The organism is Luteimonas composti, from assembly GCF_042678665.1.
Classification (GTDB): Bacteria; Pseudomonadota; Gammaproteobacteria; order Xanthomonadales; family Xanthomonadaceae; genus Luteimonas; species Luteimonas composti.
Genome location: NZ_JBHTKU010000004.1, coordinates 85,839 through 112,657 on the forward strand (window position 1 = coordinate 85,839; position 26,819 = coordinate 112,657).

At 70.7% G+C, this 26,819-nt stretch carries 27 protein-coding genes, 2 pseudogenes and 1 riboswitch; of the genes and pseudogenes, 15 read left to right on the forward strand and 14 right to left on the reverse strand.

The genetic code is table 11. The features are described 5' to 3' along the window. Positions 1 to 4 precede the first annotated feature (4 nt). Positions 5 to 349 (reverse strand): hypothetical protein, encoded by a 345-nt coding sequence (locus ACFQ2D_RS12400; RefSeq protein ID WP_280943914.1) that lies wholly within the window; start codon positions 347 to 349, stop codon positions 5 to 7. 38 nt (positions 350 to 387) lie between these two features. Further along, positions 388 to 1,587, reverse strand: a complete 1,200-nt coding sequence (gene purT / locus ACFQ2D_RS12405; protein ID WP_280943915.1) for a formate-dependent phosphoribosylglycinamide formyltransferase — start codon at positions 1,585 to 1,587, stop codon at positions 388 to 390. A gap of 120 nt (positions 1,588 to 1,707) precedes the next feature. Here purT and ACFQ2D_RS12410 point away from each other — a divergent pair, with 120 nt between their 5' ends. From ACFQ2D_RS12410 to ACFQ2D_RS12435, 6 genes are all read left to right on the forward strand, one after another. Beyond that, the gene (locus tag ACFQ2D_RS12410) at positions 1,708 to 2,565 is read left to right on the forward strand and encodes an SPFH domain-containing protein (protein ID WP_280943916.1); all 858 of its coding nucleotides are present in this window, start codon (positions 1,708 to 1,710) and stop codon (positions 2,563 to 2,565) included. A 5-nt stretch (positions 2,566 to 2,570) separates the two neighbouring features. Continuing rightward, on the forward strand, positions 2,571 to 2,846 hold the full coding sequence (locus ACFQ2D_RS12415) for a hypothetical protein (RefSeq protein ID WP_280943917.1): 276 nt from the start codon (positions 2,571 to 2,573) through the stop codon (positions 2,844 to 2,846). Further along, on the forward strand, positions 2,846 to 3,034 hold the full coding sequence (locus tag ACFQ2D_RS12420; RefSeq protein ID WP_280943918.1) for an Arc family DNA binding domain-containing protein: 189 nt from the start codon (positions 2,846 to 2,848) through the stop codon (positions 3,032 to 3,034). The genes ACFQ2D_RS12415 and ACFQ2D_RS12420 overlap by 1 nt, the downstream gene beginning before the upstream one ends. Then, the gene (locus ACFQ2D_RS12425) at positions 3,031 to 3,210 is read left to right on the forward strand and encodes a DUF4177 domain-containing protein (RefSeq protein ID WP_280943919.1); all 180 of its coding nucleotides are present in this window, start codon (positions 3,031 to 3,033) and stop codon (positions 3,208 to 3,210) included. Before ACFQ2D_RS12420 ends, ACFQ2D_RS12425 begins: the two co-directional genes overlap by 4 nt. A gap of 105 nt (positions 3,211 to 3,315) precedes the next feature. Continuing rightward, complete coding sequence (locus tag ACFQ2D_RS12430) at positions 3,316 to 3,831, forward strand: hypothetical protein (protein ID WP_280943920.1); 516 nt, start codon at positions 3,316 to 3,318, stop codon at positions 3,829 to 3,831. A 9-nt stretch (positions 3,832 to 3,840) separates the two neighbouring features. Further along, positions 3,841 to 4,644 carry a M15 family metallopeptidase gene (locus ACFQ2D_RS12435; protein WP_280943921.1) on the forward strand — a complete coding sequence of 268 codons (804 nt, stop codon included), beginning with the start codon at positions 3,841 to 3,843 and terminating at the stop codon, positions 4,642 to 4,644. 83 nt (positions 4,645 to 4,727) lie between these two features. On the opposite strand, the gene ACFQ2D_RS12440 is transcribed toward ACFQ2D_RS12435, so the two are convergent. The 7 genes and pseudogenes from ACFQ2D_RS12440 to ACFQ2D_RS12465 form a co-directional block, all read right to left on the reverse strand. After that, positions 4,728 to 5,093 (reverse strand): DUF423 domain-containing protein, encoded by a 366-nt coding sequence (locus tag ACFQ2D_RS12440; RefSeq protein WP_280943922.1) that lies wholly within the window; start codon positions 5,091 to 5,093, stop codon positions 4,728 to 4,730. Between the two features lie 79 nt (positions 5,094 to 5,172). Continuing rightward, on the reverse strand, positions 5,173 to 6,333 hold the full coding sequence (locus ACFQ2D_RS12445) for an SRPBCC family protein (RefSeq protein ID WP_280943923.1): 1,161 nt from the start codon (positions 6,331 to 6,333) through the stop codon (positions 5,173 to 5,175). A gap of 373 nt (positions 6,334 to 6,706) precedes the next feature. After that, positions 6,707 to 6,775, reverse strand: a pseudogene (locus tag ACFQ2D_RS12450) (DNA-binding response regulator); the annotation flags it as partial. An 86-nt stretch (positions 6,776 to 6,861) separates the two neighbouring features. Then, on the reverse strand, positions 6,862 to 7,005 hold the full coding sequence (locus tag ACFQ2D_RS12455; protein ID WP_280943924.1) for a transcriptional regulator: 144 nt from the start codon (positions 7,003 to 7,005) through the stop codon (positions 6,862 to 6,864). A gap of 10 nt (positions 7,006 to 7,015) precedes the next feature. Next, positions 7,016 to 7,084 (reverse strand): annotated as a pseudogene (locus tag ACFQ2D_RS17025) (DNA-binding response regulator); the annotation flags it as partial. Positions 7,085 to 7,170: 86 nt separating this feature from the next. After that, the gene (locus tag ACFQ2D_RS12460) at positions 7,171 to 7,812 is read right to left on the reverse strand and encodes a response regulator (protein ID WP_280943925.1); all 642 of its coding nucleotides are present in this window, start codon (positions 7,810 to 7,812) and stop codon (positions 7,171 to 7,173) included. After that, positions 7,809 to 9,047 (reverse strand): sensor histidine kinase, encoded by a 1,239-nt coding sequence (locus ACFQ2D_RS12465; RefSeq protein ID WP_280943926.1) that lies wholly within the window; start codon positions 9,045 to 9,047, stop codon positions 7,809 to 7,811. The genes ACFQ2D_RS12460 and ACFQ2D_RS12465 overlap by 4 nt, the downstream gene beginning before the upstream one ends. Before the next feature lie 178 nt (positions 9,048 to 9,225). On the opposite strand from ACFQ2D_RS12465, the gene ACFQ2D_RS12470 reads away from it, so the two are divergent. From ACFQ2D_RS12470 to ACFQ2D_RS12500, 7 genes are all read left to right on the forward strand, one after another. Next, the gene (locus tag ACFQ2D_RS12470; protein WP_280943927.1) at positions 9,226 to 9,813 is read left to right on the forward strand and encodes a GNAT family N-acetyltransferase; all 588 of its coding nucleotides are present in this window, start codon (positions 9,226 to 9,228) and stop codon (positions 9,811 to 9,813) included. After that, positions 9,810 to 10,592: a septum site-determining protein MinC gene (gene minC, locus ACFQ2D_RS12475; protein ID WP_280943928.1), complete on the forward strand. Its 783-nt coding sequence runs from the start codon at positions 9,810 to 9,812 to the stop codon at positions 10,590 to 10,592. The genes ACFQ2D_RS12470 and minC overlap by 4 nt, the downstream gene beginning before the upstream one ends. A 25-nt stretch (positions 10,593 to 10,617) precedes the next feature. Then, positions 10,618 to 11,427, forward strand: a complete 810-nt coding sequence (gene minD / locus ACFQ2D_RS12480) for a septum site-determining protein MinD (RefSeq protein ID WP_280943929.1) — start codon at positions 10,618 to 10,620, stop codon at positions 11,425 to 11,427. 3 nt (positions 11,428 to 11,430) lie between these two features. Continuing rightward, positions 11,431 to 11,694, forward strand: coding sequence for a cell division topological specificity factor MinE (minE, locus tag ACFQ2D_RS12485; protein WP_280943930.1), 264 nt, complete (start codon positions 11,431 to 11,433; stop codon positions 11,692 to 11,694). A gap of 62 nt (positions 11,695 to 11,756) precedes the next feature. Next, the gene (locus tag ACFQ2D_RS12490) at positions 11,757 to 12,263 is read left to right on the forward strand and encodes a hypothetical protein (RefSeq protein WP_280943931.1); all 507 of its coding nucleotides are present in this window, start codon (positions 11,757 to 11,759) and stop codon (positions 12,261 to 12,263) included. A 76-nt stretch (positions 12,264 to 12,339) separates the two neighbouring features. Then, entirely contained in the window at positions 12,340 to 14,370 is a 2,031-nt protein-coding gene (locus tag ACFQ2D_RS12495; protein WP_280943932.1) for a M2 family metallopeptidase, read from the forward strand. 80 nt (positions 14,371 to 14,450) lie between these two features. Beyond that, positions 14,451 to 15,860: a trypsin-like serine peptidase gene (locus ACFQ2D_RS12500; protein WP_280943933.1), complete on the forward strand. Its 1,410-nt coding sequence runs from the start codon at positions 14,451 to 14,453 to the stop codon at positions 15,858 to 15,860. 105 nt (positions 15,861 to 15,965) lie between these two features. Here the strand turns inward: ACFQ2D_RS12500 and ACFQ2D_RS12505 are convergent, their stop codons facing one another. Beyond that, the gene (locus tag ACFQ2D_RS12505) at positions 15,966 to 17,213 is read right to left on the reverse strand and encodes a multidrug effflux MFS transporter (RefSeq protein WP_280943934.1); all 1,248 of its coding nucleotides are present in this window, start codon (positions 17,211 to 17,213) and stop codon (positions 15,966 to 15,968) included. Continuing rightward, positions 17,210 to 17,905: a hypothetical protein gene (locus tag ACFQ2D_RS12510; RefSeq protein WP_386795670.1), complete on the reverse strand. Its 696-nt coding sequence runs from the start codon at positions 17,903 to 17,905 to the stop codon at positions 17,210 to 17,212. Before ACFQ2D_RS12510 ends, ACFQ2D_RS12505 begins: the two co-directional genes overlap by 4 nt. A 261-nt stretch (positions 17,906 to 18,166) precedes the next feature. Beyond that, positions 18,167 to 18,278: riboswitch (glycine riboswitch) on the forward strand. A 134-nt stretch (positions 18,279 to 18,412) separates the two neighbouring features. Here ACFQ2D_RS12510 and gcvP point away from each other — a divergent pair. Continuing rightward, on the forward strand, positions 18,413 to 21,319 hold the full coding sequence (gcvP, locus tag ACFQ2D_RS12515; RefSeq protein ID WP_280943936.1) for an aminomethyl-transferring glycine dehydrogenase: 2,907 nt from the start codon (positions 18,413 to 18,415) through the stop codon (positions 21,317 to 21,319). A gap of 285 nt (positions 21,320 to 21,604) precedes the next feature. Here the strand turns inward: gcvP and ACFQ2D_RS12520 are convergent, their stop codons facing one another. Both ACFQ2D_RS12520 and ACFQ2D_RS12525 read right to left on the reverse strand, forming a co-directional pair. Further along, positions 21,605 to 24,556 (reverse strand): bifunctional diguanylate cyclase/phosphodiesterase, encoded by a 2,952-nt coding sequence (locus tag ACFQ2D_RS12520; RefSeq protein ID WP_280943937.1) that lies wholly within the window; start codon positions 24,554 to 24,556, stop codon positions 21,605 to 21,607. 105 nt (positions 24,557 to 24,661) lie between these two features. Beyond that, complete coding sequence (locus ACFQ2D_RS12525; protein ID WP_280943938.1) at positions 24,662 to 25,024, reverse strand: cupin domain-containing protein; 363 nt, start codon at positions 25,022 to 25,024, stop codon at positions 24,662 to 24,664. A gap of 157 nt (positions 25,025 to 25,181) precedes the next feature. On the opposite strand from ACFQ2D_RS12525, the gene ACFQ2D_RS12530 reads away from it, so the two are divergent. After that, a complete protein-coding gene (locus tag ACFQ2D_RS12530; RefSeq protein ID WP_280943939.1) occupies positions 25,182 to 25,721 on the forward strand; it encodes an NADPH-dependent FMN reductase in 540 nt (179 codons plus the stop codon). A 12-nt stretch (positions 25,722 to 25,733) separates the two neighbouring features. Here the strand turns inward: ACFQ2D_RS12530 and ACFQ2D_RS12535 are convergent, their stop codons facing one another. After that, the gene (locus ACFQ2D_RS12535; protein WP_280943940.1) at positions 25,734 to 26,726 is read right to left on the reverse strand and encodes a helix-turn-helix transcriptional regulator; all 993 of its coding nucleotides are present in this window, start codon (positions 26,724 to 26,726) and stop codon (positions 25,734 to 25,736) included. Between the last annotated feature and the right edge of the window lie 93 nt (positions 26,727 to 26,819).

The following is a 26,819-nucleotide window of genomic DNA, read 5'->3' on the forward strand; positions in this document are numbered from 1 at the left end:
CGGGTCACGCCTGTGCCGGATCGTTGCCGGCCTGCCCCTCCGCTGTCGCCACGGGCCCAGGCGCAGGCGTCGCCGGCGCGTGCGGCCGGAAGCCGAAGCTGCCGGGCTGCTGGCTGGAGACGATCATCCGCACCATGCCGGTGGGCACCAGCAGGTCGAGCGCGACCTCCTGGCCTTCGGTGGTGACGGCCGACATCGTCATCTCGACGAAGGCACCCGCGGTGTCGATCTCGCGACAGACCACGTGCGGACCGCCGTGGCTGTCCTGCAGGTAGGGCTTGATGGTGTCGCCCAGCGCTTCGAGCGCCTGCGGGTAGAAGAATACGGCGTAGCCGCTGCTGCCTTTCATGCCTGCTCCATCGGTCGGGACGCGGCGCGCCCGGGGCGCTACTCCAGCTCGATGGTAACGGCCGCGGTCGCATCGCGCGCGACGGCGCGCGCCGCCTCGATCGATTCCGCGCGCGCCAGGGTCACGCCGACGCGGCGCTGGCCTTCCACGCGCGGTTTGCCGAACAGGCGCAGCGCGGTGTCGGGCGCGCGCAGCGCGGCCGCGACGTTGCCGAACACCGGCACGCCGTGGCCCTGGGCCAGCATCGCGCTCGAGGCCGAGAGACCGCGCTGCGGAACGAAGGCACCATCGTCCGCGCCCACCGGCAGGCCGAGGATGGCGCGGGCATGCAGGGCGAACTGGCTGAGGTCCTGCGACACCAGGGTGACCAGGCCGGTGTCGTGCGGGCGCGGCGAGACTTCGCTGAACCACACCTCGTCGCCCTTCACGAACAGCTCCACGCCGAACACGCCCCAGCCGCCGAGGTCGCCGGTGATCGCGCGCGCGATCTCCATCGCACGCTCCAGCGCACGCGGCGACATCGGCTGCGGCTGCCAGCTCTCGCGGTAGTCGCCGTCGCGCTGCAGGTGGCCGATCGGCGCGCAGAACGAGGTGCCGCCGGCATGGCGCACGGTCAGCAGGGTGATCTCGTATTCGAAGTCGATGAAGCCCTCGACGATGCAGCGGCCCGCGCCGGTGCGCCCGCCGGTCTGCGCATAGTCCCAGGCCGGGCCGATGTCGGCCTCGCTGCGCAGCGTGCTCTGGCCCTTGCCCGAGGACGACATCACCGGCTTGACCACGCAGGGCAGGCCGATCGCGGCGACGGCCTCGCGGTATTCGGCCTCGGTGTCGACGAAGCGGTAGGGCGAGGTCGGCAGGCCGAGTGTCTCGGCGGCAAGCCGGCGGATGCCCTCGCGGTCCATGGTCAGCCAGGCCGCGCGCGCGGTCGGCACCACGCGCTGGCCGCGGTCCCGCTCCAGCGCCACCAGGGTCGGGGTGTGGATCGCCTCGATCTCCGGCACCACAAGGTGCGGGCGCTCGCGTTCGATCAGGGCGGACAGCGCGGCCGGATCCAGCATGTCCAGCACGTGGCTGCGATGGGCCACCTGCATCGCCGGGGCATCGGCATAGCGGTCGGCCGCGATCACTTCCACTCCCAGCCGCTGCAGCTCGATCGCCACTTCCTTGCCCAGTTCGCCCGAGCCGAGCAGCAGCACGCGGGTGGCCGAAGGGGACAGCGGAGTTCCGAGGCGGGGCATGGCGGGGTCCGGCGAACAGGGGGCGCCCATTCTAGGGGCGCCGGCGGCCGCCACCCGGCACTTGCCATCTGATATCAGTTTGATATCTTCCAATCGTCCGATGGGGACGCGGAGACCACCATGAAAGAGAACCCGATCCGTTCGCTGCCCGGCATCCCGGCGCTGCTCGCGCTGCTCGCCGCCGCCTTGGCCGCAGGCTGGGTGCTCGTCGACTCCGGCGGTTCGCCCCTGCAGGCCGTGCTCGCCGGCCTGGCCGGACTGCTCGCCCTGTTCTGCCTGCTCGGCCTGTACATGGTCGAACCCAACCAGGCCGCGGTGCTGAGCCTGTTCGGCAAGTACGTGGGCACGGTGAAGGAAAACGGGCTGCGCTGGAACAACCCCTTCTACAGCAAGAAGAAGGTCTCGCTGCGGGTGCGCAATTTCGAGAGCGGCAAGCTCAAGGTCAACGAGCTCGACGGCTCGCCGATCGAGATCGCCTCGGTGATCGTCTGGCGCGTGGTGGACTCGGCCGAGGCGGTGTTCAACGTCGACGACTACGAGAGCTTCGTCCACATCCAGTCCGAGGCGGCGCTGCGCGCGATGGCCACCAGCTATCCCTACGACCAGCACGAGGACGGGCAGATCTCGCTGCGCAGCCACCCGGTCGAGATTTCGGACCGGCTCAAGGAGCAGCTCGACGAGCGCCTGACCGCCGCCGGCGTGGACGTGCTGGAAGCGCGCATCAGCCACCTGGCCTACGCGCCGGAGATCGCCCAGGCGATGCTGCAGCGCCAGCAGGCCAACGCCGTGATCGCCGCGCGCACGCGCATCGTGGCCGGCGCGGTGGGCATGGTCGAAATGGCCCTGGCCGAGCTGGAGAAGAGCGGCACGGTCAAGCTCGACGAGGAGCGTCGCGCGGCGATGGTCAGCAACCTGCTCGTGGTGCTGTGCGGAGACCGCAGCACCCAGCCCATCGTCAATACCGGCTCGCTGTACTGAGCGCCATGGATGCCCTCGGCCCGCTGCTGATCGCGCTCACCGCGCTGCCCGCGCTGGGCATCGCCGCCTGGCAGGCGCGCGCGGCGGCGGTCGATCCGAAGGCGCGCGGGCTGGCACTGCGCTGGGCCGGGATCGCGCTGGCGATGTTCGCCGGCGCGATCGGACTGTACTTCGCGGGCGGCCGCGGCGGCGCGACCGCTGTGGCGCTGCTGATGGTGGTCGTGGTCAACGTCCTGCTGGTGTCGATGCTGCTGCACCTGCGCGGCCGGAGGCGGGACTGATGGCCGAGCGCAAGGCCTATCCGCTGCGGATCAACGCCGACGTGCTGGCCGCGGCCCAGAAGTGGGCCGACGACGAACTGCGCAGCCTCAACGCGCAGATCGAATACGTGCTGCGCGACGCGCTGCGCAAGGCAGGGCGGCTGCCGAATCCGCCGAGGGAACCGGGCGAAGGAGAGGAACAGCCATGAGCCAGCGCTGGGAACACAAGGTGGTCGAGATCACCACCACCCTGTTCAACCGCAAGCTCACCGAGAAGATCCAGGAAGAGCTCGACCGGCACTCGCGCCAGGGCTGGGAGCTGGTGGCGGTCAGCCACACCAACGCGGTCGACTCGGTGCGCCTGTATTTGAAGAAGGCGGTCTGAGATGCGCCGCCGCCGCTGCCAGTCGCGGACCCCAACCGCCGGGCCGATGCGGCCTGGCGCGGGGATGACGTGGAGGACGGCCGGATGACGCGCCAGGAGTTTGCCGTGAGCCCGCTGTCGCGGGTCGCCTGGCTGTGGCTGCTGGTGCCGTCGCTGGCCCTGCTCGCCGGCGCATGGCTGCATGCGTCGCGGGTCGCCACGCCGGCGCCCGGCTCGTTGCTGGCCCCCTTCATGTTGGCGCTCATTCTGGTCGTGCCGTGGCTGGCCCTGCGCCGGCGCAGGATCGCCATCGAAGGCCGCGAGCTGGTGGTGGCCGCCGCGTTCCATACCCGCCGCGTCGCGCTCGATGCGCTGGACCTGGTGCAGGCACGGATCGTCGACCTGGCCGAGCACACCGGTTACAGGCCGATGCTGGGGCTCAACCGCTTCGGGCTGCCGACCTATCGCGCCGGCCACTACCTGCTGCGCAACCGCAAGCGCGCGTTCTGCCTGCTCACCGCCACCGACCGCGTGCTGGTGCTGCCGCAGCGCGACGGCCGCGTGCTCCTGCTCAGCCCGGAGCGGCCGCGCGAACTGCTCGATCGCCTGCGCGAACTGGCGAGCCCGCCACCGCACCGATAAGCTGCGGCGATGCGCACGCCGCTCCGTACCCTGCTCAACACGCCCGACATCGAGTTGTGGCCAGCCTGGCTGCTGCGCGCCCGCGCCAGCGGCGATGCGCGGACCCTGGCGCGCGCCACCCACGTCCTGCGCCGCAAGCGCGACGGGGGTTATCTCGCCGCCGTGCTGCCCGAGGGCCTGATGCCGCTGCAGCCGCGCCTATCGCGCGAACCCGGCCTGGATGACGCGCTCGACCTGCTCGACGATCCGCCGCGCGCCCACTCGCGTGCCGGCACGCTGCCACTGCACCGCCTGGCCGAGCGGCTCGACGCGCTGGGGCTGGAAGCCGGCGCCTACGCGGACGACTGCGGGCTGCCGCTGGTGCCCGAACCCGCGCAGCTGGCGCTGGCGGGCTTCGACCGCTACCGGCGCCCGCTCTGGCTGCGGGCCGACGCCGCGCGCGCCTGGACCCGGATGCACCTGGCCGCGGCGCGCGAGGGCGTGGCGCTGGATGCGATTTCCGGCTATCGCAGCCACGACTACCAGCTCGGGATCTTCGAGCGCAAGCGCGCGCGCGGGCTGGCGCTCGCGGAGATTCTCAAGGTCAACGCCGCCCCCGGTTTCAGCGAACACCATTCGGGCGACGCGCTGGACATCGGGGCGCCGGGAGAGCCACCGGCGGAAGAATCCTTCGAGCAGACCGCGGCGTTCGCCTGGCTGCAGCGGCACGCCGCAGGGTTCGGATTCGCGATGAGCTACCCGCGCGGCAATCCGCACGGAATCGTGTACGAGCCCTGGCACTGGCGCTACCGGCGGCCTGCCGCCGAGGCGTGACACCCACGCCGTGCCGCGGCACGGCGACGCACGCCCCGGCACCGCAATGCGATCCGCGGCACGCCACCGCGACGCGCTGCGGTTCAGTCCCGCAGGGCCGCCGCGGCCAGCACCAGCCAACCGCCGATCATCAGCATCCCGCCGATGGGCGCGGGCGCGGACGTGGTGCCCGCCAGGGCCTTGCCCAGCAGCGCGCCTCCGAACAGCAGCGTGCCCGAGAGCAGCATCGCCAGTCCGACCGAGGCCAGCCGCGACAGCGTGCCCCGCGCCAGCGCGGCCAGCGCGATGCCATGGCCGAAGCCGAACAGCGCGGCGATCTCCAGGTTGCCGCGCGTGGCCGGGTTACCCGCATGCGAGGCATAGGCGGCCAGCGCCACCGACGCACCCGCCAGCAGCGCACCGGCGGCCCGCAGCCAGCGTCCCTGGCCCTGCCCTCTGTCACTGCTCACCGTCCCGGACTCCCCAAACGCAGCGCGCCGCATCCGGGGATGCGGCGCGCGACGGACACGATCACGAAGGACCGGCGTCTTACTGCTTGAGCTTCCAGAACACCTGGAACTGGCCGTCGGCGGTGAAGGCCGAATCGATGCCGTTCTTGTAGATCTCGTACGGACGGTCGGTGACCTCGTAGCCGTGGGTCATCGCCCAGGCGCGCACCGCGTTGCGCACGTTCTCCAGCTCGGCCATGTAGCCGACGTAGTCGCCCGTGGCGGCCTTGCCGGCCTGGGTGCGCACGTACTCGACCGGCGCGCCGTCGGGGATCTTGACCTCGAGCTCGCCCTCGTCGACCGCCGGGGCCTGCGCCACCGGCTGCGCACCCTCCTCGCCTTCGCCTTCTTCCGCGGTCGCCGCTTCGGCATCCGCGGCGGCCCCAGCGGCCTTGCGGCGCACCGGCTGCACCACGTCGAAGGTGTAGTTCTCGCGGCCCAGTTCGGTGGACACGATGCGCAGCGGGCCGGCGGCCACCAGGCCGTTGGCGTCCATGGTGCGCTTGATCCACTCGCTGTTGGACTTCATCGACTGCTTGATCTTCTCGTTGTTGCGCTCGACGGCGCCCGCGGAGACGACCAGCAGGTTTTCCGCCGGCACATCGACCACCGCCAGGTTGGTCAGCGGCACGCCGTCGGCGCGATAGTCGACGTTGGGGACGCCAGCCAGCATGCTGGTCAGCTTGCCCAGGCCGAGCTTCATGTCCTCGCCGACATGGCCGCGCACGTACAGGCCGGCGTAACGGCCCAGCAGGTTCCAGCCGTAGTCGACGTCGTAGCGCTGGGTGATCTGGATGTTGCGGCCGCCGCGACCCGTCGGCTTGAGGTTGACCTCCATCCGCTTGTTCTCGCCGCGATCCGGGTTTTCCAGCCGGTAGACGATGCGGCTGTCGGGCTCGCTCTCGACGATCTCCCAGCTGCCCTCGCCCAGCGCGCGCGCTTCGGAGGCGTAGTCCAGGCGGGCGCCCACGCCCGACTCGGGGCCGGACAGTTCCAGCTTGGCGGCCGGGTCGCGCATGGTCAGCGCATTCCAGTCCTTGAAGCGCTTGAAGCTGTTGAGGGTGTCGAACACGATGGCCTGGCGCCGATTGGTCTCGACCTGTTCGGTGATCGTGCGGCTCGAGGGAAGGAACAGCGCGACGAGCACGAACAGCACGGCGACGATCGCCGTTGAAATCAGGATCTCGAGCAAACGGGTCATTCAGGGTTCTCCGGGACCAATCCCTGCCGAGGCAGGCGCAAGTGGCCAATCCTATCAAGAACGCCCCGCGCGGGGCGAGTCGAAAACGGCCGTTCCGCCCCGGGCCGCGCTCAGGGGTCGGTTGCGGGCGCAACCGGCGGCGCTGGCGGCAGGCGCCGGGAACGCCACGCATGCCGGTGCCGGGGCGGCAGTTTGTTCGCCGTGAAGACGCCCCGTCCGGCTGCTTTGGGCAGACGGCATGGTCCGGATCGGTCGAGCACCGCGCAGCGCGTTGTCCACTCCCGTCTGGTAGGGCGGCAGCGCTCCCAAGGCACTGCCTCCCGCTGCCGGCGAACGCCCGCCGCGCTGCAGCGGGCCGGGCATCCTGTCCCGGTCAGACCAGCTGCAGCTCGAAGGCCTTGAGCACGGCGCGGCTACGGTCGCGGACGCCAGGCTTGGACAGGGTGAGCCGGTAGCGCTTGCGAGGCACCGCCTCCCGCTGCCGGCGAACGCCCGCCGCGCTATGGCGGGCCGGGCATCCTGTCCCGGTCAGACCAGCTGCAGCTCGAAAGCCTTGAGCACGGTGCGGCTACGGTCGCGGACGCCAGGCTTGGACAGGGTGAGCCGGTAGCGCTTGCGAGGCACCGCCTCGCGCTGCCGGCGAACGCCCGCGCGCTGCGGCCGGCTGGGCATCCTGTCCCGGTCAGACCAGCTGCAGCTCGAAGGCCTTGAGCACGGCGCGGGTACGGTCGCGGACGCCAGGCTTGGACAGGGTGAGCCGGCAGCGCTTGCGAGGCACCGCCTCGCGCTGCCGGCGAACGCCCGCCGCGCTGCGGCGGGCCGGGCATCCTGTCCCCGTCAGACCAGCTGCAGCTCGAAGGCCTTGAGCACGGCGCGGGTACGGTCGCGGACGCCAAGCTTGGACAGGATGTTCGACACGTGGTTCTTGATCGTGCCCTCGGCCACGCCCAGCGAGTTGGCGATTTCCTTGTTGGAGAAGCCGCCGGCCATCAGGCGCAGGATCTCGGTCTCGCGGTCGGTGAGCGGATCGGGCCGGTCGAGGCTGACGAAGTCGTTGCGCATGTGCTCCAACCCCGAGAGCAGGCGCTGGGTGACGGCCGGCTGCACCAGCGACCCGCCCTCGGCCACGGTGCGGATCGCGCCTACCAGCTGCTCGAGCGACACGTCCTTGAGCAGGTAGCCCTTGGCGCCAGCCTTCATTCCGGCCAGCACCAGCTGGTCGTCGTCGAAGGTGGTGAGGATGATGGTCGGGGGCAGCTGGTTGGCCTTCGACAGGGCCTGCAGGGCCTCCAGGCCGGACATCACCGGCATGCGCATGTCCATCAGCACGACGTCGGGCCGGATCTCGGGGATCAGCTCCACCGCCTGCTTGCCGTCGCCGGCTTCCGCGATCACCTCGATTCCACCGTCGAGCGCCAGCAGCGAACGGATGCCCTGCCGGACAAGGGTCTGGTCGTCGACCAGGCAGACGCGGATCATGGGACCTCCAGGGGTCGGATCTTGATGGAAGGGTCTTGGTCGCCGGCCTCGGCCGGACGGATGGTGTCGATGACCACCACGCCGCCGTCCATGGGCAGGCGCAGGCGGACCGTGAAGCCGCGACCGGGGGAGGTCTCCACCTGCAGGCTGCCGCCGTGCGCGGCCAGCCGCTCGCGCATGCCCAGCAGGCCGTTGCCGGCGGTGGCGCCGTCGGCGCCGCGGCCGTCGTCGCGGGCTTCCAGCAGTACCGCGTCGCCGTCGAGCCGGTAGCGCAGCCGCAGCAGGCTGGCCTCGGCGTGGCGCACGGCATTGGTGATGATCTCCTGGGTGCAGCGCAGCAACACGTGGGCGCGTTCGGGATCGTCGACCAGGAAGGTCTGCGGCATGTCCATGTCGATGCGCAGGCCCGGCACGTTGTCGGCCAGCGGCAGCAGCGTGGCGCGCATGTCGATGGCGTCGTCGTCGCGCAGCCGGCTGACCGCCTCGCGCACGTCGCTGAGCAGCAGCTTGGCCAGGGTATGGGCCTGGCCGACGTGTTCCTGGGCCTGGCCGCTGACCAGGTGGTTGGCCACCTCGAGGTTCAGGCTCAGCGCGGTCAGGTGGTGGCCCAGCAGGTCGTGCAGTTCGCGGGAAATGCGGGTGCGCTCGTTCACGCGCACGCTCTCGGCGAGCAGCGCCCGGGTCGCGCGCAGTTCGGCGTTCAGCCGCCGTTGCTCGTCGCGGGCCAGCACCTGCTGGCGGGCCACGTAGCCGGTGGCGAACACGAAGCAGTTGAAGCCGACGTACAGCATCGACTGCATCACCGCCTCGAGCAGCGAGAAGCCGATGGCGCGCACGTACACCGGAACCACCAGCAACACGCTGACCACCAGCGCGGCGATGCTCACCGGCAGCGGCAGCAGCCACGGCAGCACGCAGGCCGCCACCATCAGCAGCAGCACGCCCAGGCCGGTATTGCTGTAGTAGCTCAGCGCCACCGCGCTGCCGATCATCACCACCAGCAGCACGTAGTCGGGCAGGCTGACCCGGCGCGAGTCCAGCGCCCGGGTGAGCCAGGCGAAGCTGAACCCGAACAGTCCCCACGCGAACCAGGCGTTCCAGCCCGCGCCCACGCTGGACAGCGGCTCGGCCTCGTCGACCGGACCGGAAATCACCCACAGCGGCAGCAGCATCACCACCCAGGTGAAGAGGCCGGCGTAGCGCAGCAGGCGGGCATGGTCGAGGCGGGACAGCATGGCCCATGGTAGGCGCATTCGGCGGCCCGGCGACCCCCTCGGAAGTCATGCGGCAGAGCCGCCGCGCGGTCGCCCCCGGGCGGAAGGCCATGCGATAATCCGTGCTGGCCGTCGCATGACGCCCCCGCCGTTTGCCACCTGCGGCCAGGCAGCACCCGCAAGTCTTCTGGAGTCAGGAATGTCGATCGTCATCCGCGACGTGCGCGAGCACGAGCTGGATTCCATCCTCGCCCTCAACAACGCCGCTGGCCCGACGATCCTGCCGCTGGACGCGGCGCGCATCCGCAGGTTCCACGACACCGCCGAATACTTCCGCGTCGCCGAGCGCGACGGCACCCTCGCCGGCTTCCTGGTCGGCCTCGGCTCGGACGCCGAGCACGACAGCAGCAACTTCCACTGGTTCCGGGCGCACTGCGAGCGCTTCTTCTACATCGACCGCATCGTGGTGGCCAGCCGCCGTCGCGGCGGCGGCGTGGGTCGCGCCTTCTATGCCGACGCGCAGAGCTACGCCGAACTGCGCTACCCGCTGCTGACCTGCGAGGTGTTCCTCGAGCACGACGCCGACCCCGTGCGCCTGTTCCACGGCAGCTTCGGTTTCCGCGAGATCGGCCAGCACGTCATGCCCGAGAGCGGCATCCGCGCCTCGATGATGGCCAAGGACATGTGCAGCCACGCCTGGGTGCGCGACACCTACGGCGAGGAGCTGCCCGACGAACCCTGGCTGCTGCGTCCCCGCGTGGCCGTCGCCGAGTCCTCCGCCGCATGAGCGCGGCGATGGATTTCGAGCAGGCCGGCGAGCTCAAGATCGGCCAGGTCGGCATCGCCAACCTGCGCGTGCGCACCCTGGACATCCCGCGCCTGGCCGAGGAGATGCGCAGCCGCGTCGCCCGCGCCCCGAAGCTGTTTGCGCGGGCGGCGGTGATCCTCGACTTCGGCGGCCTGGCCGGCACCCCCGACGCGGCCACCGCCCGGGCGCTGGTCGAAGCGCTGCGCGAAGCCGGCGTGCTGCCGGTCGCGCTGGCCTGGGGCAGCAGCGAGAACGAGAAGCTGGCGGTCGAGATCGGCCTGCCGGTGCTGGCCCGGTTCCGGGCCCAGTACGAGCCTGTCGCAGGATGTCCTGAGACTCCGCCGGTTGCGGAACCTGCCCCGCCTCCGGCCCAGCGCCCTGCGGCTGCGGCGTCCGCGCCAGCACCGGCGCCGCGCCCCGATTCCGCCGCCCCGGGCCTGGTCCAGGCGGCGCCGGTGCGCTCGGGCCAGCAGCTGTACGCCGAGAACCGCGACCTGACCGTACTGTCCCAGGTCGGCGCCGGCGCCGAAGTGATCGCCGACGGCTCGATCCACATCTACGGTCCGCTCCGTGGCCGCGCCCTGGCCGGGGCCCAGGGCAACGCGAAGGCGCGCATCTTCTGCCGCGCCTTCCACGCCGAGCTCGTGGCCGTGGCCGGCCATTACAAAGTGCTGGAAGATATTCCGAAGGAGCTGCACGGCAAGGCGGTGCAGGTCTGGCTCGACAACGACGAACTCAAGATCGCCGCACTCGATTGACGGCGGCACACACAGGAGACGTGTTTTGGCAGAAATCATCGTGGTCACCTCGGGCAAGGGAGGCGTCGGCAAGACCACCAGCAGCGCCAGCCTGGCCAACGGCCTGGCGCGGCGCGGCAAGAAGGTCGCGGTCATCGACTTCGACGTCGGCCTTCGCAACCTCGACCTGATCATGGGCTGCGAGCGCCGCGTGGTGTACGACTTCGTCAACGTGGTCCAGGGCGAGGCATCGCTCAAGCAGGCGCTGATCAAGGACAAGCGCTTCGACAACCTGTACGTGCTGGCCGCCTCGCAGACGCGCGACAAGGACGCGCTGACGCTCGAGGGCGTGGAGAAGGTGCTCAAGGACCTGTCCGAGGACGGCTTCGACTACATCCTGTGCGACTCGCCCGCCGGTATCGAGAAGGGCGCGTTCCTGGCGATGTACTTCGCCGACCGCGCGGTGGTGGTGGTCAATCCGGAAGTCTCCTCGGTGCGCGACTCCGACCGCATCCTCGGCCTGCTCTCGTCGAAGACCCGCAAGGCCGAGGCCGGCGAGCGCGTGCAGGAATACCTGCTGCTCACCCGCTACAACCCGGCGCGCGTCGAGCGCGGCGAGATGCTCTCCATCGCCGACGTCGAGGAAGTGCTGGGCATCAAGACCATCGGCGTGATTCCCGAGTCGAGCGACGTGCTCGACGCGTCCAACAAGGGCGAACCCGTCATCCTGGCCAGCGAATCCAGCGCCGGCCAGGCCTACGACGACGCGGTCGCCCGCCTGCTCGGCGAAGACCGGCCGATGCGCTTCACCCAGGCCGAGAAGAAGGGCTTCTTCAGCAAGCTCTTCGGGAGCTGAGGCATGGGACTGTTCGATTTCCTCAAGCCCAAGCAGAACACCGCCGCGATCGCCAAGGACCGCCTGCGCATCATCGTGGCGCAGGAGCGTACCAGCCGCGGTGCGCCCGACTACCTGCCGCTGCTGCAGCGCGAACTGCTCGAGGTGATCCGCAAGTACGTGAGCGTGGACGTGGACGCGGTCAAGGTGGACCTGGTCAAGGACGGCGAACACGACGTGCTCGACATCTCCGTGGCACTGCCCGAAGACCGGCCGGCCACGGCCTGATCCGGCTGCGCCCGCAATCGTGATTTCCGCCCCATCCCGAACCGGGATGGGGCTTCTTGCGCATGACCGACCACGACACGCCAGGCCCGCGTCCAGTGCTGCTGCTGCGCGAAATCGCCTTCGCAGACGCGCAGGCGCTGTTGCGCGGTTACGGACTGGCGCTGCACCTGCTCGACGACGGCGCGACCATCCCCGGCAGCTACTGGGGCGAGTGCGAGGCCGGCATCATCGGCAGTGACGTCTACGTGCGCGGCGACACGCCGGTGCACTCGATGCTGCACGAGGCCGGCCACCTGATCGTGCTGCCGGAAGAGCGCCGCCAGGCGGTACACACCGACGCGACCGATTCGGTGGCCGAAGAAGACGCGGTGTGCGTGCTGCAGGCCCTGCTCGGCGACGCCCTGCCCGGCGTCGGCCGCGAGCGCGTGCTCGCCGACATGGACGCCTGGGGCTATACCTTCCGCCTCGGCAGCGCGCACGCGTACTTCGAACACGACGCCGACCAGGCCTGGGAGTGGCTGCGCGCGCGCGGCCTGGTGGACGCGCAGCGACGGCTCGTGACGCCCTGACCCGTCCCGCACTTGCCCGGGCGCGGGCCGCGCTCTAGCCTGCCCGCACCGCATCCTGCGCCTGACGGATCCCATCGTGAACCATCGCCACGCCCTGCTCGCCCTGGCCATCGGCGCCAGCCTCGCCCTGTCCGCCTGCAAGCGCGAACCCACGGCCACGCCCGACGCCGCGCAACCCGTCGCCACCGCCGGCGCCCCGGCCGACGAGACCGCCGACGCCTTCGTGGCGCGGGTCAACGCCGAGCTCAAGGCCATGTATCCGGAACTCACCGCCGCGCAGTGGCTGTCGAGCACGTACATCAACGACGACAGCCAGTTGCTCGCGGCCAAGGCCAACGAGAAGTTCCTGACCTCGCTCAACAGCTGGATCGAACAGTCGAAGAAGTTCGAAGGCCAGCAGATGTCGCCCGAGACCGCGCGCGCGATCACCCTGCTCAAGCTGGGCACCGCGATGCCCGCGCCCAAGGACCCGGCGCGCCTGTCCGAATTGACCCGCATCGCCACGAAGATGGAGGGCATGTACGGCGCCGGCACCTACTGCAAGGCCGCTGGCGACAGCCAGAGCTGCCGCCAGCTGGGCGAGCTGGAGGAGGTGCTGGCCAAGAGCCGCGACTACGACGCCCAGCTCGACGCCTGGCAGGGCTGGCACACCATCGCCCGGCCGATGCGCGAGGACTACACCCGCTTCGTCGAGCTGGTGAACGAAGGTTCGCGCGAACTCGGATACGCCAACACCGGCGAGATGTGGCGGGCCGGCTACGACATGTCGCCGGTCGAACTTGCCGCCGAGACCGACCGCCTCTGGGGCCAGGTCAAGCCGCTGTACGAGCAGCTGCACTGCTACGCCCGCACCCGCCTGGAGGCGCAGTACCCGGGCCGCGGTTCGGTCGACGGCCTGCTGCCGGCGCACCTGATGGGCAACATGTGGCAGCAGGACTGGGGCAACCTGTGGGACGTGCTGGCGCCCTACGGCGAGCAGCAGGCCGGCAGCCTCGACGTCGGCGGCGCGCTGCAGCGCCAGTACCAGTCCGTGCTCAACGACCACCTCGCGCGCGAGAACGCGCTGATCGACACCGACCGGCGCGTGGAAGTGGTGCGCAAGGCGCAGCTCGAGCATGCCCAGCAGATGACCCGCCAGGCCGAGGAGTTCTACACCTCGCTGGGCATGCCCGCGCTGCCGGAGAGCTACTGGCAGAAGACCCAGTTCATCAAGCCGCGCGACCGCGACGTGGTCTGCCACGCCAGCGCCTGGGACATGAACATGGGCGGCGAGGACGGCAAGTCGCCGGACGTGCGCACCAAGATGTGCATCAAGCCCAACGAGGAGGACTTCTTCACCATCTACCACGAGCTGGGCCACGTGTATTACTACCTGGCCTACAACAACCTGCCGCCGCTGTTCCAGGGCGGCGCGCACGACGGGTTCCACGAGGCCATCGGCGACACCATCGAACTGGCGATGACGCCGGCCTACCTGAAGTCGATCGGCCTGGTCGGCGACCAGCAGCCCAGCCAGGAAGCGCTGATCAACGCGCAGATGCGCATGGCCCTGGCCAAGGTGGCGTTCATGCCGTTCGGCCTGATGATCGACCGCTGGCGCTGGGGCGTGTTCGACGGCTCGATCACGCCGGAGAACTACAACACCGCCTGGTGGGACCTGAAGGCGAAGTACCAGGGCGTGGCGCCGGCCACCGCGCGCGGCGAGGACTTCTTCGACGCCGGCGCCAAGTACCACGTGCCGGGCAACACCCCGTACACGCGCTACTTCCTCTCGCACGTGCTGCAGTTCCAGTTCTACAAGGCGCTGTGCGACGCCGCGGGCCACCAGGGTCCGCTGTACGAATGCACCTTCGCCGGCAACAAGGCCGGCGGCGGCAAGTTCTGGGCGATGCTCTCGCGCGGCAACAGCCAGCCCTGGCAGCAGACGATGAAGGAACTGACCGGCACCGAGCAGATGGATGCCTCGGCGGTGCTCGAGTACTTCTCGCCGCTGCAGGAATGGCTCAGGCAGCAGAACGAGGGCCGCAGCTGCGGCTGGCAGGCCCCGGCCGCGGCGGCCGCCGCAGACCCGGCGCCGGCGAAGGGCGCCGCCCCCGGCAACGGCTGACGCCCGGAAGCGGCCGGGCCGCCCACGGCGGCCCGGCTGGCCGTATGATCCGCGCAGACAGGGGACCACAGGACGCCTTCATGCGCAGGACCATGCTTTCGCTGTGCCTTTCCATGGCCACGGCCGCCGCCGCGGGCGCCGACGGCCCTCGCGTGCAGGCCGAACCCAGCCGCACGCCGGTGCAGGCGTCGACTGCCGCCTGGCGTGCGCCCACCGCGCCGGTGGCCCGCCTGCGCTATGGCGAGATGTCGGCGCAGCGCATCCACGCGCTGCAGCAGGCCAACGACTCGCGCGTCGGCAAGCCGCTGCAGATCGGCATCGCCCGCGAGGCCGCGGGCGAATCGGCGGAGCGCGCGCTGCCGCTGCTGCGTTGGACCAAGCTCGCCGACGGCAGCTCCGTGGCCAGGATCGAATTCGTCTCCCCGCTCGCCTACGGCGTCCGCGCCGGCCTGCGTCTCGACGGCCTGGATCCCCGCGCCGAACTGCGCTTCGCCGGCTCTGCACGGCCTGGTCGCATCGTGGCCACGGTCACCGCGGCGCAGGCGGCGACACTGACCGGCGACGACGGCCTGTACTGGACCCCGGCGACCGACGGCGAGCGGCAGGTCGTGGAGCTGTGGCTGCCGTCAGGCGCGCGTGCCGAGGACGTACGGGTCGAGGCGCCCCGCCTGAGCCACCTGATGGCCAATGCCGTCGACGACTTCCTGATCCTGAAGAACGTCGGCGGTTCGGGCAGTTGCAATGTCAACGCCGTGTGTCGCGTGGGTGAGCTTGGCCAGGGTTACGGGGTGGCAAGGGACGCGGTGGCGCGGATGGTCTTCCAGAAGGCCGGCGGGAGCTACCTGTGCACCGGCACCCTGCTCAACGACATCGACAACAGCACGCAGATTCCCTGGTTCCACAGTGCGGCCCATTGCATCGATTCGGCCGATGTCGCCGCCACCCTCAATACCTATTGGAAGTACGAATCCAGCACCTGCAGCACCAACACCCTGGGCGAATACGAACAGCTGACCGGCGGCGCCGACCTGCTGTACTCGAACGCCGCCACCGACGGCGCCCTGTTCCGGCTGCGCGACGCGGCTCCGGCCGGTGCGACGTTCGCCGGCTGGGACGCCAACGTGCTGCCTTCGGGCGTCTCGGTGCTGGCCATCCACCACCCAGCTGGCGACGTGAAGAAGGTCTCGTCGGGCGTGCATGTTCCCGCACGGAGCGATGACGTGGAGCACGGGGTGCGCTGGCTGCAGGGCACGACCGAGGGCGGCAGTAGCGGATCAGGACTGTTCACGCTCGACGGCGGCCAGTATTACCTGCGCGGCGGCCTGCACGGCGGCTATGCGTCCTGCGCGAATACCGGCACCACCAACAGCAACAACATCGACTGGTACTCGCGCTTCGACGTGGATTTTCCGAGCATCCGCCAGTACCTGTACGTCCAGCCGACTACGCCGCAGCGCCGCAACGGATCCCAGCCGCTGCGTCCGCGCTGAGCCCCGGCGCGCAGGATCCCGATCCGGGGCCCGCGCGTCGCGACCGGGGTGCAACGGCGCCGGCCGGGAACGGGCGCCGCGATGCAGCCGCCCACGCCCGCCCGGTCACACCTGGGCGGTCGGCTCCAGCGCTTCCGGCGGCGGTGGGCAGTCCGGCGGAGTCCGGCCACGGCGCGCTTCCCAGCGCCAGAAGGCCCAGCCGGCCAGCATGAACGCGGCCGCCAGCGCGGCCAGGTGCAGCGGGTCGTGGCTGACCAGCGGCGAGAGCACGCCGGCGATCACCGCGTTGAGCACCAGCCCGACGAAGGCCTGCAGCGACGAGGCCGAACCGCGCTGGCGCGGGTACATGTCGAGGATGGTGAGAGTGACGATCGGGAACACCAGGGCGATGCCGAAGGCGTTGAACACCATCGGCAGCACCGCCCAGGGCACGGACGGCGCCTCCACCAGCGCGCTGTAGGCGAGGTTGGCGAGCATCGCCACGGCGCTGATCGCGAATCCGGCCCCGGCCAGGCGCGTGCCGCTGATGCGACCGGCCGCGCGGCCGGATACGAATGCCCCCAGCATCATTCCGCTGATCATCGGGATGAAGAACCAGCCGAACTGGCGCTCGTCCAGGCGCAGCAGGTCGAGCACGAACGCCGGCGCCGAGGCGATGTAGAGGAACAGCGCGGAGAAGTTCAGAGCGCCGGCCAGCGACAGGCGCAGGAAGCGCGGGTTGATCGCGATCCAGGCGTAATCCCGCAGCAGCCGTTTCGGCGACGGCGCCAGCCGCGAGTCCGGCGGCAGCGTCTCGGGCAGCCAGCGCCAGGTCGCCAGCAGCAGCAGCAGCGAGAAGCCGACCAGGAACCAGAAGATCAGCGGCCAGCGCCCCACTCCCAGCAGCCAGCCCCCGACCACCGGGGCGATCGCCGGCGCCACGCCGAAGATCATCGAGACCTGGCTCATCAGCCGCTGCGCGTCGTCGCCATGCAGCACGTCGCGGATCACCGCGCGCCCCACGATCAGGCCCACGCCCGCCGACAGTCCCTGCAGCGCGCGAAAGACCAGCAGGGTGAACAGGTTCTCCGACAGCGCGCATCCGACCGAGGCGGCGATGAACACCACCAGCCCGCCGAGGATGACGCGCCGGCGACCGAACATGTCCGACAGCGGTCCATGCACCAGGCTCATCAGCGCATAGGCGATGAGGTAGACGCTGATGGTCTGCTGCATCGCCAGCTTGTCGGCGCGCAGGTCCGCCCCCATGGCCGGGAATGCGGGAAAGATCGTGTCGATCGAGAACGGCCCGAACATCGCCAGGCCGGCCAGCAGCAGCGCCAGGCGGCGGAGCGGAACGCGCGTCGAGGTCATCGGCCCTGGTCTCCTGCGGGCGAGGACGGGGTCGCCCCGCCTTCTCCAGCCGCCGCGGGGATCCCGCCGCCGGGCTGGATCCCCGCGATCGATTCGACCGGCAATACCAGCGCACGCTGTTGCGCAGGCTCCCAGAGGAAGACGTATGCGCTGCTGGTTCCGAGCATGCGCCAGTCGCCGTCGATGGAACCCCGGCTTCCCTCCACCTGCACCGGGTTGCCGCCGCCGGCTCGGATGGAGAGGGCGCGCGAACCACCGTGGTGGAAGAGCAGCATCGCCATCACGGCCAGCGCGGTCAGGGTCGCCATCGTTTCAGGATGCAGGCCGAAGTACGCCCACCAGTCGCCGCGGCGGGGGAAGGCCACGCGGAACCACCAGCGGCCGTCCAGGCGCGCGGCGCGCTCGGGATGGCGCATGCGCCAGCGCTGCGGCCAGATCGACAGCGCCGCCACCAGCAGCGTCCACGCGAGCAGCCCTGCATAGGCCGGCCGGCGCAGCCCGGCCACGAAGTAGTCGCTGCTCTGCAGGAACTCCAGGATCGGAATGTCGAAGCCGCGGTAGAACCAGTACAGGTCCCACAGCCCGACGACCGACACGAACAGGTAACTGCAGGTCACCAGCAGCATCGGCTCGCGCCGGAACACGTCGCGGAGGCGGCTGACGACGGACACGTCGTCGGACGCCGATGCCACGGCGGCTGGAACGACCGGGTCGGGAGGACCGGGATCGGGATCGGGAGCGGACAGGGCCGTCGGGGAGGTCACGTGGGGGCGGCGGAGGGACGGAACGCTCAGGTTAACAATTCGGCGCCGCGCACGGCCGCAGGGGACGCCGTCCGCAGCCCCCCGGGCGCTATAATCGACGCGCAAAGGTGGGAGAAGCACAGGGCCGCGCGCCCGTGCTGCCGAAGGCGCAAACGCCCGTAATCGCTCAGGCCCGATACCACCGGACGCGGCAAACACTCTGGAGAGACCGACCGGCCTTGCCGGAACCGGCGCCGAAGGGGCACGAAGCGCTCGCCGTGCGCGCTTCCAAACTCTCAGGCAAAAGGACAGAGGGGCACCCACGCCACGGAATGCCCGTCGCCGGACAGACGCTGCCCGGCTCCGCGCCCGCCACCCCGCAAGGCGGCGGCAGCGCGGATTCCGGCCCAGGCCGGAACGACGGCCCGCCATTCCGGCGGCGCCCTCCACTTCCCGGTGCCTGCCATGTCCAAGCCCAGCCTGCGCGAACTCGAACACCACGACGCCTTCGTCGAACGCCACATCGGCCCCAACGACGCCGAGGTCGCGCACATGCTGCGCGAGGTCGGCCACGACTCGCTGGAGGCGATGACCGAGGCGATCGTGCCGGCCAGCATCCAGCCCAGCGCCCGCCTCGACCCGGCCTCCAGCCCCGGCCTGGCCCTGCCCGGCTCGCTGACCGAGGTCGAGGCGCTGGCGAAGATCCGCGCCATCGCGCAGAAGAACGACGTGTTCCGCAGTTTCATCGGCCAGGGCTACTACGGCACCCACACGCCCAACGTCATCCTGCGCAACATCCTCGAGAACCCGGCCTGGTACACGGCCTACACGCCCTACCAGGCGGAGATCTCGCAGGGCCGCATGGAAGCGCTGATCAACTTCCAGCAGATGTGCGCCGACCTGACCGGCATGGACATCGCCAACGCCTCGCTGCTAGACGAGGCCACCGCCGCCGCCGAAGCCATGACCCTGGCCAAGCGCTCGGCCCGGTCGAAGTCCAACCTGTTCTACGTCGCCGACGACGTGCACCCGCAGACGCTGGAAGTGGTGCGCACGCGCGCCGACGGCCTCGGCATCGAGCTGCAGGTCGGTCCGGCCGCCGGCGCCGCCGACGCGGACAGCTTCGGCGTGCTGCTGCAGTACCCCAACACGTTCGGCCGCATCGAGGACCACGCCACGCTGGCCGAGGCGGTGCACGCGCGCGGCGCGCTGCTTGCGGTGGCCAGCGACCTGCTCGCCCTCACGCTGCTCAAAGCGCCGGGCGAATGGGGCGCCGACATCGTGGTCGGCAACAGCCAGCGCTTCGGCGTGCCGTTCGGCTTCGGCGGCCCCCATGCCGGCTTCATGGCCTGCCGCGACGCGTTCAAGCGCTCGATGCCGGGCCGCCTGATCGGCGTGTCGGTCGATGCGGGCGGCATGCCCGCCTACCGCCTCACCCTGCAGACGCGCGAGCAGCACATCCGCCGCGAGAAGGCGACCTCCAACATCTGCACCGCGCAGGTGCTTCTGGCGGTGATGGCCTCGATGTACGCGGTCTACCACGGGCCCGACGGCCTGGCGCGCATCGGGCGCCGCGTCCACCGCCAGGCTGCGATCCTGGCCGAGGCGCTGCGGCGCGCCGGCGTGCAGGTGGGCGGCGACTTCTTCGACACGCTGCACGTGACCGGCGTGGACGCCGAGCAGATCCATACCTACGCCAGCCACCAGCGCATCAACCTGCGCAAGATCGACGCGACCAGCGTCGGCATCAGCCTGGACGAGACGGTGACCCGCGCCGACCTCGCCGCCCTGGCCAAGATCTTCGGCACCTCGCTCGACGGCGGCGCCATCGACGCGCTCGATGCCGAGGTGGCCGATGCGCTGCCGCAGGCCCTGCTGCGCGAGTCGAAGTTCCTGCAGCATCCGGTGTTCAACACCCACCACAGCGAGCACGAGCTGCTGCGCTACCTGCGCGCCCTGGCCGACAAGGACCTGGCGATGGACCGCACGATGATTCCGCTGGGCTCGTGCACCATGAAGCTCAACGCCACGGCCGAGATGATCCCGATCACCTGGCCCGAGTTCGCCAACATCCACCCGCTGGCCCCGGCCGCGCAGACGCGCGGCTACCAGGAGCTGGTGGCCTCGCTGGAGGCGATGCTGGTCGAGATCACCGGCTACGACGCGGTGAGCTTCCAGCCCAATTCCGGCGCCCAGGGCGAGTACGCCGGCCTGCTGGCGATCCGCGCCTGGCACGCTTCGCGCGGCGAGAGCCATCGCGACATCTGCCTGATCCCCGAGTCGGCGCACGGCACCAACCCGGCCTCTGCGCAGATGTGCGGCATGAAGGTCGTGGTGACCAAGTGCGACGCCAACGGCAACATCGATGTCGAGGACATCCGCGCCAAGGCCGCCAAGCATTCGGCCAACCTGGCCGCGATCATGATGACCTACCCGTCCACGCACGGCGTGTTCGAGGAGGACGTGGTCGAGATCTGCGAGATCGTCCACCAGCACGGCGGGCAGGTGTACACCGACGGCGCCAACATGAACGCGCTGGTCGGCCTGGCCAAGCCCGGCAAGTGGGGCTCGGACGTGTCCCACCTCAACCTGCACAAGACGTTCTGCATTCCGCACGGCGGCGGCGGCCCGGGCGTGGGCCCCTGCGCGGTCAAGTCGCACCTCGCGCCGTTCCTGCCGCGCGGGCACAAGGATGCGAGCGGCGCGGTGGGCATGGTGTCGGCCGCCACGCACGGCAGCGCGTCGATCCTGCCGATCAGCTGGATGTACATCGCGATGATGGGCGCACCCGGCCTGCGCAAGGCCACCCAGGTGGCCCTGCTCAACGCCAACTACATCTCGCGCCGCCTGGCCCCGCACTACCGCACGCTCTACACCGGCCGCAACGGCCTGGTGGCGCACGAGTGCATCCTCGACCTGCGTCCGCTGGAGAAGGCCACCGGCGTCACCGCCGAGGACGTGGCCAAGCGCCTGATCGACTTCGGCTTCCACGCGCCGACGCTGAGCTTCCCGGTCGCGGGCACGCTGATGGTGGAACCGACCGAAAGCGAATCGCTGCACGAGCTGGACCGCTTCATCGATGCGATGATCCAGATCCGCGACGAGATCCGCGCCATCGAGGAAGGCAAGCTCGACCGCGAGGACAACCCGCTCAAGAACGCGCCGCACACCGCCGACGCGGTGGCGGCGAGCGAGTGGACGCATGCCTATCCGCGCGAGCTCGCTGCGTTCCCGCTGCCCAGCCTGCGCCAGCAGAAGTACTGGCCGCCGGTGGCGCGCGTGGACAATGTCCACGGCGACAAGAACGTGTTCTGCGCCTGCATCCCGGTGGATGCCTTCAAGGAGGAAGCGGCGGAGGCCTGACGGTTTTTTCGCCACCTCCGCAAGCACACGCGCAACCGCCCCGCAAGGGGCGGTTCGCGTTTGCGGCATTGGCGTTGTTTTCGCCAAACCGTCCCCGGCCATGGCGCCACGCGGGCTGGCGACGATTGTTCAATGGCCGTTCCACAACGTTGTCCACAGCCAGCGTGGATAAGTCGCGGGCAGCCGTGCGCGCCGATGCGGAAGTCGTTGCGCAATGCAAGTCTTTTCGCGCCGCACTTGACGGATGCGAACCGATGCGCGGGCGCGCAACCGGTTCGCGGCCCGTCATGCACCGGCCGACGAGATCGCGTCGAGCACCTCCGCCAGCGGTGCGGGCCTGCCCAGCAGGTAGCCCTGGGCCTGGTCGCAGCCGTTCGCGCGCAGCCAGTCCAGTTCCTCCGGCTGTTCCACCCCCTCGGCGATCGTGCCGAGGCCCAGCCCGTGCGCCAGTGCGATCAGGGCGCGGCAGATCGAGGCGTTGCGTTCGTCGGCGTGCACGCCCTGCACGAAGCTGCGGTCGATCTTGAGATAGTCCAGCGGCAGGTCGCGCAGGTAGGCCATGCTGGAGAAGCCGGTACCGAAATCGTCGATCGAGATCGACACTCCCGCCTCGCGCAGTTCGAGCATGCGCGCGCGGGCCGTCTGCGGCTGGCGCAGCACCACGCTCTCGGTCAGCTCCACGTGCAGCGCTCCGGGCGAAAGTGCGTATTCCCGCTGCACCTGGCGCACCACGGAGGTCAGCGTGTCGCCCAGCAACTGCACGGCCGAGACGTTGACCGCGATCGAGACTCCTCCGAGCGCGCGTTCCCCCAGCCGCGCATGGCAGCGCGCGGCCTGCTCCAGGACCCAGCACCCGATCGGCACGATCAGGCCCGAGGCCTCGGCCAGCGGCACGAACACCGCCGGCGACACCATCCGCCCCTCGTGCCGCCAGCGCAGCAGCGCCTCCAGCGCCACCACGCGGCCGTCGGCGACGCGCCGGATCGGCTGGTAGTGCAGTTCGAACTCGCCCTGGTCGAGCGCGCTGCGCAGCTGCCTCGCCAGCGCGATGCGTTCGGTCGCCTGCTCGGCCATGCCGCCGTCGTAGGGCAACAGCGGAAGTTGCTCGCGCCGCGCCTGCAGCGCCGCCAGTGCCGCGTGGCCGATGACCTGCTCGGCACCCTGGCCGTCTTCCGGTCCCTCGGCGATGCCGATCGAGGCCTCGACCGGATGCGCGCCGCCCTCGGTGTCCACCGGCACCGACACCATTTCCTCGAGCGCCGCCAGCATCTCCTCGCGGCGGGCCGCGTCCAGCGCCACGACCACGAACGACTCGCCCGGCCAGAATCCACTCAGGCCGAACCTGCGCCCCACTTCATCGATGCGCGCGGCCACTTCGCGCAGCAGCAGCTCGCTGGTATGCGCGCCCAGCGTCGGCGCGATCAGCTCCATCCCGCGGATGCGGACGAAGGCCACCGCGTAGCGCGTCCCCGGGACATGGCGCGCGTTGACCTCTTCGATCAGGCTGGACAGGCGCGACAGGCCGGTCAGGTCGTCGTGGCTGGCGCGCCAGGCGAGGTCGCGCTCGTAGGCCACGCGATCGCTGACGTCCTCGGCCAGGACCAGCCGCGCCGGCCGGCCTGCGAACTCGATGCCGCTGCTGAACACACGCACGTCCAGGCGGCTGCCGTCGCGCCGCACGTGGCTCCAGATACCGTCCACGTCCTCGCGCGGGCCGCGTTGCGCCATCGACGCCTCCACTTTCGCGCGCTCGTCCCGCGGGCGGATGTCGAGGATCGTCATGCGGCGGAACTCGGCTTCGCTGTAGCCGTACGAGGCCACGGCCGCGTCGTTGACCGCCAGGAAGCGCAGCGTCTGTTCGTCGAACACCCAGAACGGCAGGGGGTTGCGCTCGAACAGCGCCCGGAACTGGGCTTCCGCGCGCTCGATGCGCGCCTGCGCCTCGTGGCCCTCGGTGACGTCCACCACGGTGCCCGACACCCGTGCGGTGCCCTGGCTGTCGGAGACCAGTCCCCCGCGCTTGCGCAGCCAGCGTTCCACGCCCGGGCGCGGGTGCACGCGGAACTCCGCCTGGTAGGGCTCTCCCGCCTCCAGCGTCCGGGCGAAGGCACGCTCGACCTCGTCGCGGTCGTCCGGGTGCATGCGCGCGAAGAAGTCCGCCAGCGGCATCACCCCGCCCTTGGGCTCGAAACCGTAGAGCGCGGCCATGTGCGCGGAAACCTTGATGCGCTCGCCGTCGGCTTCCATCCGCCACACGCCGGTGCGCGAGGCGCGCTGCGCCTGGTCGAGCCAGTCGGCCTGTTCCTCCAGTTCGGACAGCAGCGCCTCGCGCACCCGCTCGCCCTTCGCCAGCCGCCGCAGGAAATAGCCCATGCCCAGCCAGTACAGGAGCAGGAAGCCGATCGCGAGCGATACATTGCGATACCAGGGCACCAGCGCCTCGCGCACGCCCAGGCCCGCGACCACGATCAGGTCGTAGCCGCTGGTCGCGCTGAACCCGGACAGGCGCGCCACCCCGTCGATCTGGCTCACGCGCAACCCGGAGGTGGTGCCGCGCGCGTCGCGCAGTTCCGGAGGCAGCCGCGTGCGCCTGCCGACATGGCGGTCGGCGTCGGGCGACCGTGCGATCACCACGCCGTTGCGGTCGAGCACGGTGACCTGCCCTTCGCGGCCGACGTCGAGGTCGTCGATCATCCGTTCGATGGCCACCGTATGCAGACGGCCCAGCAGCCAGCGGCCATCGTCGAACGGCAGGGCCACGCGCAATCGCCAGCCGCCCTGCCCGTCCGGCTCCAGGCCGCCTACCGCCAGTTGTCCGTGCGCACGCGCGGACCACTGCGGCAGGTCTTCGTCGCCCTGTCCGCCTTCGGCCAGGGCACGGCCCTGCGCGTCGACCAGCACGACCGAGGCCAGTTCGGCTCGCCGTGCCACCACGCCCGCGATCGCGTCGCGCAGCAGCGCATCGGCCTGCTCCGGCGCCCGATCCCCGTAACGGGCGGCATCGGCGCTGATCCCCCCCAGGGCGCGTTCGAGGCTGCCGAGTTCCTGCCGCAGCAGGCGGTCCACGCCGGTGGACAGGGCAAGCGCCTGGCGCTGGCCCCCCGCGATGCGCGTGCCCCGGTCCTGCCACAGCAACAGGCCCAGTCCCAGCATCATCAGCAGGCCCACCGTCACCCCGACGGCCGCCACCTTGGAGACCGAACCGCGGGACCGCTTGGAACGTGGCGATGGAGGCATCGAAGGATCGCGCTCCGGTCAGGTCACCGCACCATGCCAACGCACGGGGGGCGGCGCAACTGCCTCGGTCCTGCGGCGCCCTGCGTTGCCGGTGGCGCGGCGCGCTCAGCCTGCACGCTTGCGCGCCGCGCGCCGCCCGGGGGGCCGTGGATTCCCGCCGTCGGTATAGGCCGGGGGCGAATAGAAGTTGAGCGTCTTCAGCAGCCCGTGCCCGGTGTTGCGGATCTCGTGGCGCTCGCCGCGTTCGATGACCAGCAGGCTGCCTTCCCGCAGCTTGCGTCGCGCGCCGTCGACGATGGCCAGGCCCGAGCCCGCCACCACGTAGATCCACTGGTCCGCGCCGCGGTGGTAGTTGTCGGGCCCACCTTCGCTGCCGCCCGGCGGGATCACCATCTCCGCCGCCTGGACCTTGCGGACCGCGAAGACCGGCCGGAAGCCTTTTCCGAAGCGCAGGTGCCTGGATTGCATCGTGGTTTCCATGTGGCGCGTGGCCAGCTTGGCCCCGCCTGCGTCAAAGCGCCGCGACGGGAGGGCCTGCCGACACGGCGTTCACGCGGGCGCGTCCATCTTTGGCGCGCCGCGCAGCCCCGGACGGTCCGGCCCGCGGCCGTTACCGGAGTTCCCCATGTCGCTCACCATCGCCGTGATCGTCGGCAGCCTGCGCCAGGATTCGTTCAACGCGCGGCTGGCCGACGCCCTCGCCAAGCTCGCACCCGACGACGTCGAGTTCCGCCGGCTGCGCATCGACGACCTGCCGCTGTACAACCAGGACGACGACGATTCGCCGCCGCCTCCGGTCACCCGACTCAAGCAGGGCATCCGCGAGGCCGACGGCCTGCTGTTCGTGACGCCCGAATACAACCGATCGATTCCCGGCGTGCTGAAAAACGCGCTCGACCACGCCTCGCGCCCGTACGGCGATAGCGCCTTCCCGGACAAGCCGGCCGGCATCATCGGCGTGTCCATCGGTGCGATCGGCACCGCTGCGGCGCAGCAGCACCTGCGCACCATCCTCGCCTATCTCGACATGCCGACCCTGGGCCAGCCCGAGGCCTTCCTCAAGGCCGACGACGTGCTCGATGGCGCCGACATCGCCGAGGGCAGTCGCGACTTCCTGCAGGGCTGGATGGACGCCTATCTGGACTGGGTGCGGCGCCACGCCTGACCACGCGTCCGCTCAAGATCGGTGCGAGCGCGGCTCCGGGGCCCGGGGCTCGCCCGCGCCCGCCCTGCGCAGCCGCCGCGCCATCGCGCGCATGTGTTCGCGCAGCTCGACCGGCTCGAGCACGCTGAAGTCCACGCCGAGCATGGCCAGGTGGAATCCGAGCACGTCGGGCCGCTGCGCACCGGTCTCCAGCACGCAGCTGCCGGCATCGCAGGCGGAGAGATGGCCGACCGAGGGCGGGATGCGTTCGCGCATCCGCGCCAAGGGCGCGTGCAGGACGATGCGCGCCTTCAGCGCATAGGGCTGCACCGAGATCGCGCGCGAGACGAAGACGGCCGCATCCCCGCCCGGCACCTTGCGCGGCAGGAAGCGTTCGCCCCCCCTCGGCAAGCCGGCGATGCGGTCGACACGGAAGGTGCGCCAGTCGCCGCGACCGAGGTCCCAGGCCAGCAGGTACCAGCGGGCTTCGGTGGAGACCAGCGCGTGCGGCTCGACCTGGCGCACGCTGGCGCGGCCCTCCTGGTCGGCGTAGTCGAACTCCAGCCGCTGCAGCGCGCGGCAGGCCTGCGCGAGGGCGGCGAGCCGGTCGTAGGGCACGCCGGGACCATCGGGGCCGATCGGCAGCACGGCCGCATGCAGGTTGCGCACGCGCGTGCGCAGCCTCGCCGGCATCACCTGCTCGAGCTTGGCGAAGGCGCGCAGCGCCGCTTCCTCCATGCCCTGCACGGTGCCGGCGGTGGCCAGGCGCAGGCCCAGCGACACGGCCAGCGCTTCGTCGTCCTCCAGCAGCAGCGGCGGCAGGTTGCTGCCCGCGGCGAGCTGGTAGCCGCCGGCCATGCCCGCGCTCGCGTCCACCGGATAGCCGAGGCTGCGCAGGCGGTCGATGTCGCGGCGCACGGTACGTTCGGTGACGTCCATGCGCGCGGCGAGTTCACGGCCGCGCCAGAACGGACGCGATTGCAGCAGGGAAAGCAGGCGCAGCAGGCGCGATGAGGTCTGGAGCATGGCCGCAGGATGGCATGGATTGCGGACCGAACCTGTCCGCAATGGGGGCCTAGCCTGTTCCACGTCCGGCCACGCACGCCGGCCCCGCCATCC

What these genes read in the sequence shown, in the direction of transcription:
- ACFQ2D_RS12400 (WP_280943914.1), bottom strand. Translation starts at nt 349, where the DNA reads ATGAAAGGCAGCAGCGGCTACGCCGTATTCTTCTACCCGCAGGCGCTC.
- ACFQ2D_RS12455 (WP_280943924.1), bottom strand. Translation starts at nt 7,005, where the DNA reads ATGCCCAGCCGGCCGCAGCGCGCGGGCGTTCGCCGGCAGCGCGAGGCG.
- ACFQ2D_RS12530 (WP_280943939.1), top strand. Translation starts at nt 25,182, where the DNA reads ATGTCGCTCACCATCGCCGTGATCGTCGGCAGCCTGCGCCAGGATTCG.
- ACFQ2D_RS12445 (WP_280943923.1), bottom strand. Translation starts at nt 6,333, where the DNA reads ATGACCCGTTTGCTCGAGATCCTGATTTCAACGGCGATCGTCGCCGTG.
- ACFQ2D_RS12410 (WP_280943916.1), top strand. Translation starts at nt 1,708, where the DNA reads ATGAAAGAGAACCCGATCCGTTCGCTGCCCGGCATCCCGGCGCTGCTC.
- minE (WP_280943930.1), top strand. Translation starts at nt 11,431, where the DNA reads ATGGGACTGTTCGATTTCCTCAAGCCCAAGCAGAACACCGCCGCGATC.
- ACFQ2D_RS12435 (WP_280943921.1), top strand. Translation starts at nt 3,841, where the DNA reads ATGCGCACGCCGCTCCGTACCCTGCTCAACACGCCCGACATCGAGTTG.
- purT (WP_280943915.1), bottom strand. Translation starts at nt 1,587, where the DNA reads ATGCCCCGCCTCGGAACTCCGCTGTCCCCTTCGGCCACCCGCGTGCTG.
- ACFQ2D_RS12500 (WP_280943933.1), top strand. Translation starts at nt 14,451, where the DNA reads ATGCGCAGGACCATGCTTTCGCTGTGCCTTTCCATGGCCACGGCCGCC.
- ACFQ2D_RS12460 (WP_280943925.1), bottom strand. Translation starts at nt 7,812, where the DNA reads ATGATCCGCGTCTGCCTGGTCGACGACCAGACCCTTGTCCGGCAGGGC.
- minC (WP_280943928.1), top strand. Translation starts at nt 9,810, where the DNA reads ATGAGCGCGGCGATGGATTTCGAGCAGGCCGGCGAGCTCAAGATCGGC.
- ACFQ2D_RS12535 (WP_280943940.1), bottom strand. Translation starts at nt 26,726, where the DNA reads ATGCTCCAGACCTCATCGCGCCTGCTGCGCCTGCTTTCCCTGCTGCAA.
- ACFQ2D_RS12425 (WP_280943919.1), top strand. Translation starts at nt 3,031, where the DNA reads ATGAGCCAGCGCTGGGAACACAAGGTGGTCGAGATCACCACCACCCTG.
- ACFQ2D_RS12465 (WP_280943926.1), bottom strand. Translation starts at nt 9,047, where the DNA reads ATGCTGTCCCGCCTCGACCATGCCCGCCTGCTGCGCTACGCCGGCCTC.
- ACFQ2D_RS12505 (WP_280943934.1), bottom strand. Translation starts at nt 17,213, where the DNA reads ATGACCTCGACGCGCGTTCCGCTCCGCCGCCTGGCGCTGCTGCTGGCC.
- ACFQ2D_RS12470 (WP_280943927.1), top strand. Translation starts at nt 9,226, where the DNA reads ATGTCGATCGTCATCCGCGACGTGCGCGAGCACGAGCTGGATTCCATC.
- ACFQ2D_RS12490 (WP_280943931.1), top strand. Translation starts at nt 11,757, where the DNA reads ATGACCGACCACGACACGCCAGGCCCGCGTCCAGTGCTGCTGCTGCGC.
- ACFQ2D_RS12420 (WP_280943918.1), top strand. Translation starts at nt 2,846, where the DNA reads ATGGCCGAGCGCAAGGCCTATCCGCTGCGGATCAACGCCGACGTGCTG.
- ACFQ2D_RS12415 (WP_280943917.1), top strand. Translation starts at nt 2,571, where the DNA reads ATGGATGCCCTCGGCCCGCTGCTGATCGCGCTCACCGCGCTGCCCGCG.
- ACFQ2D_RS12525 (WP_280943938.1), bottom strand. Translation starts at nt 25,024, where the DNA reads ATGCAATCCAGGCACCTGCGCTTCGGAAAAGGCTTCCGGCCGGTCTTC.
- ACFQ2D_RS12520 (WP_280943937.1), bottom strand. Translation starts at nt 24,556, where the DNA reads ATGCCTCCATCGCCACGTTCCAAGCGGTCCCGCGGTTCGGTCTCCAAG.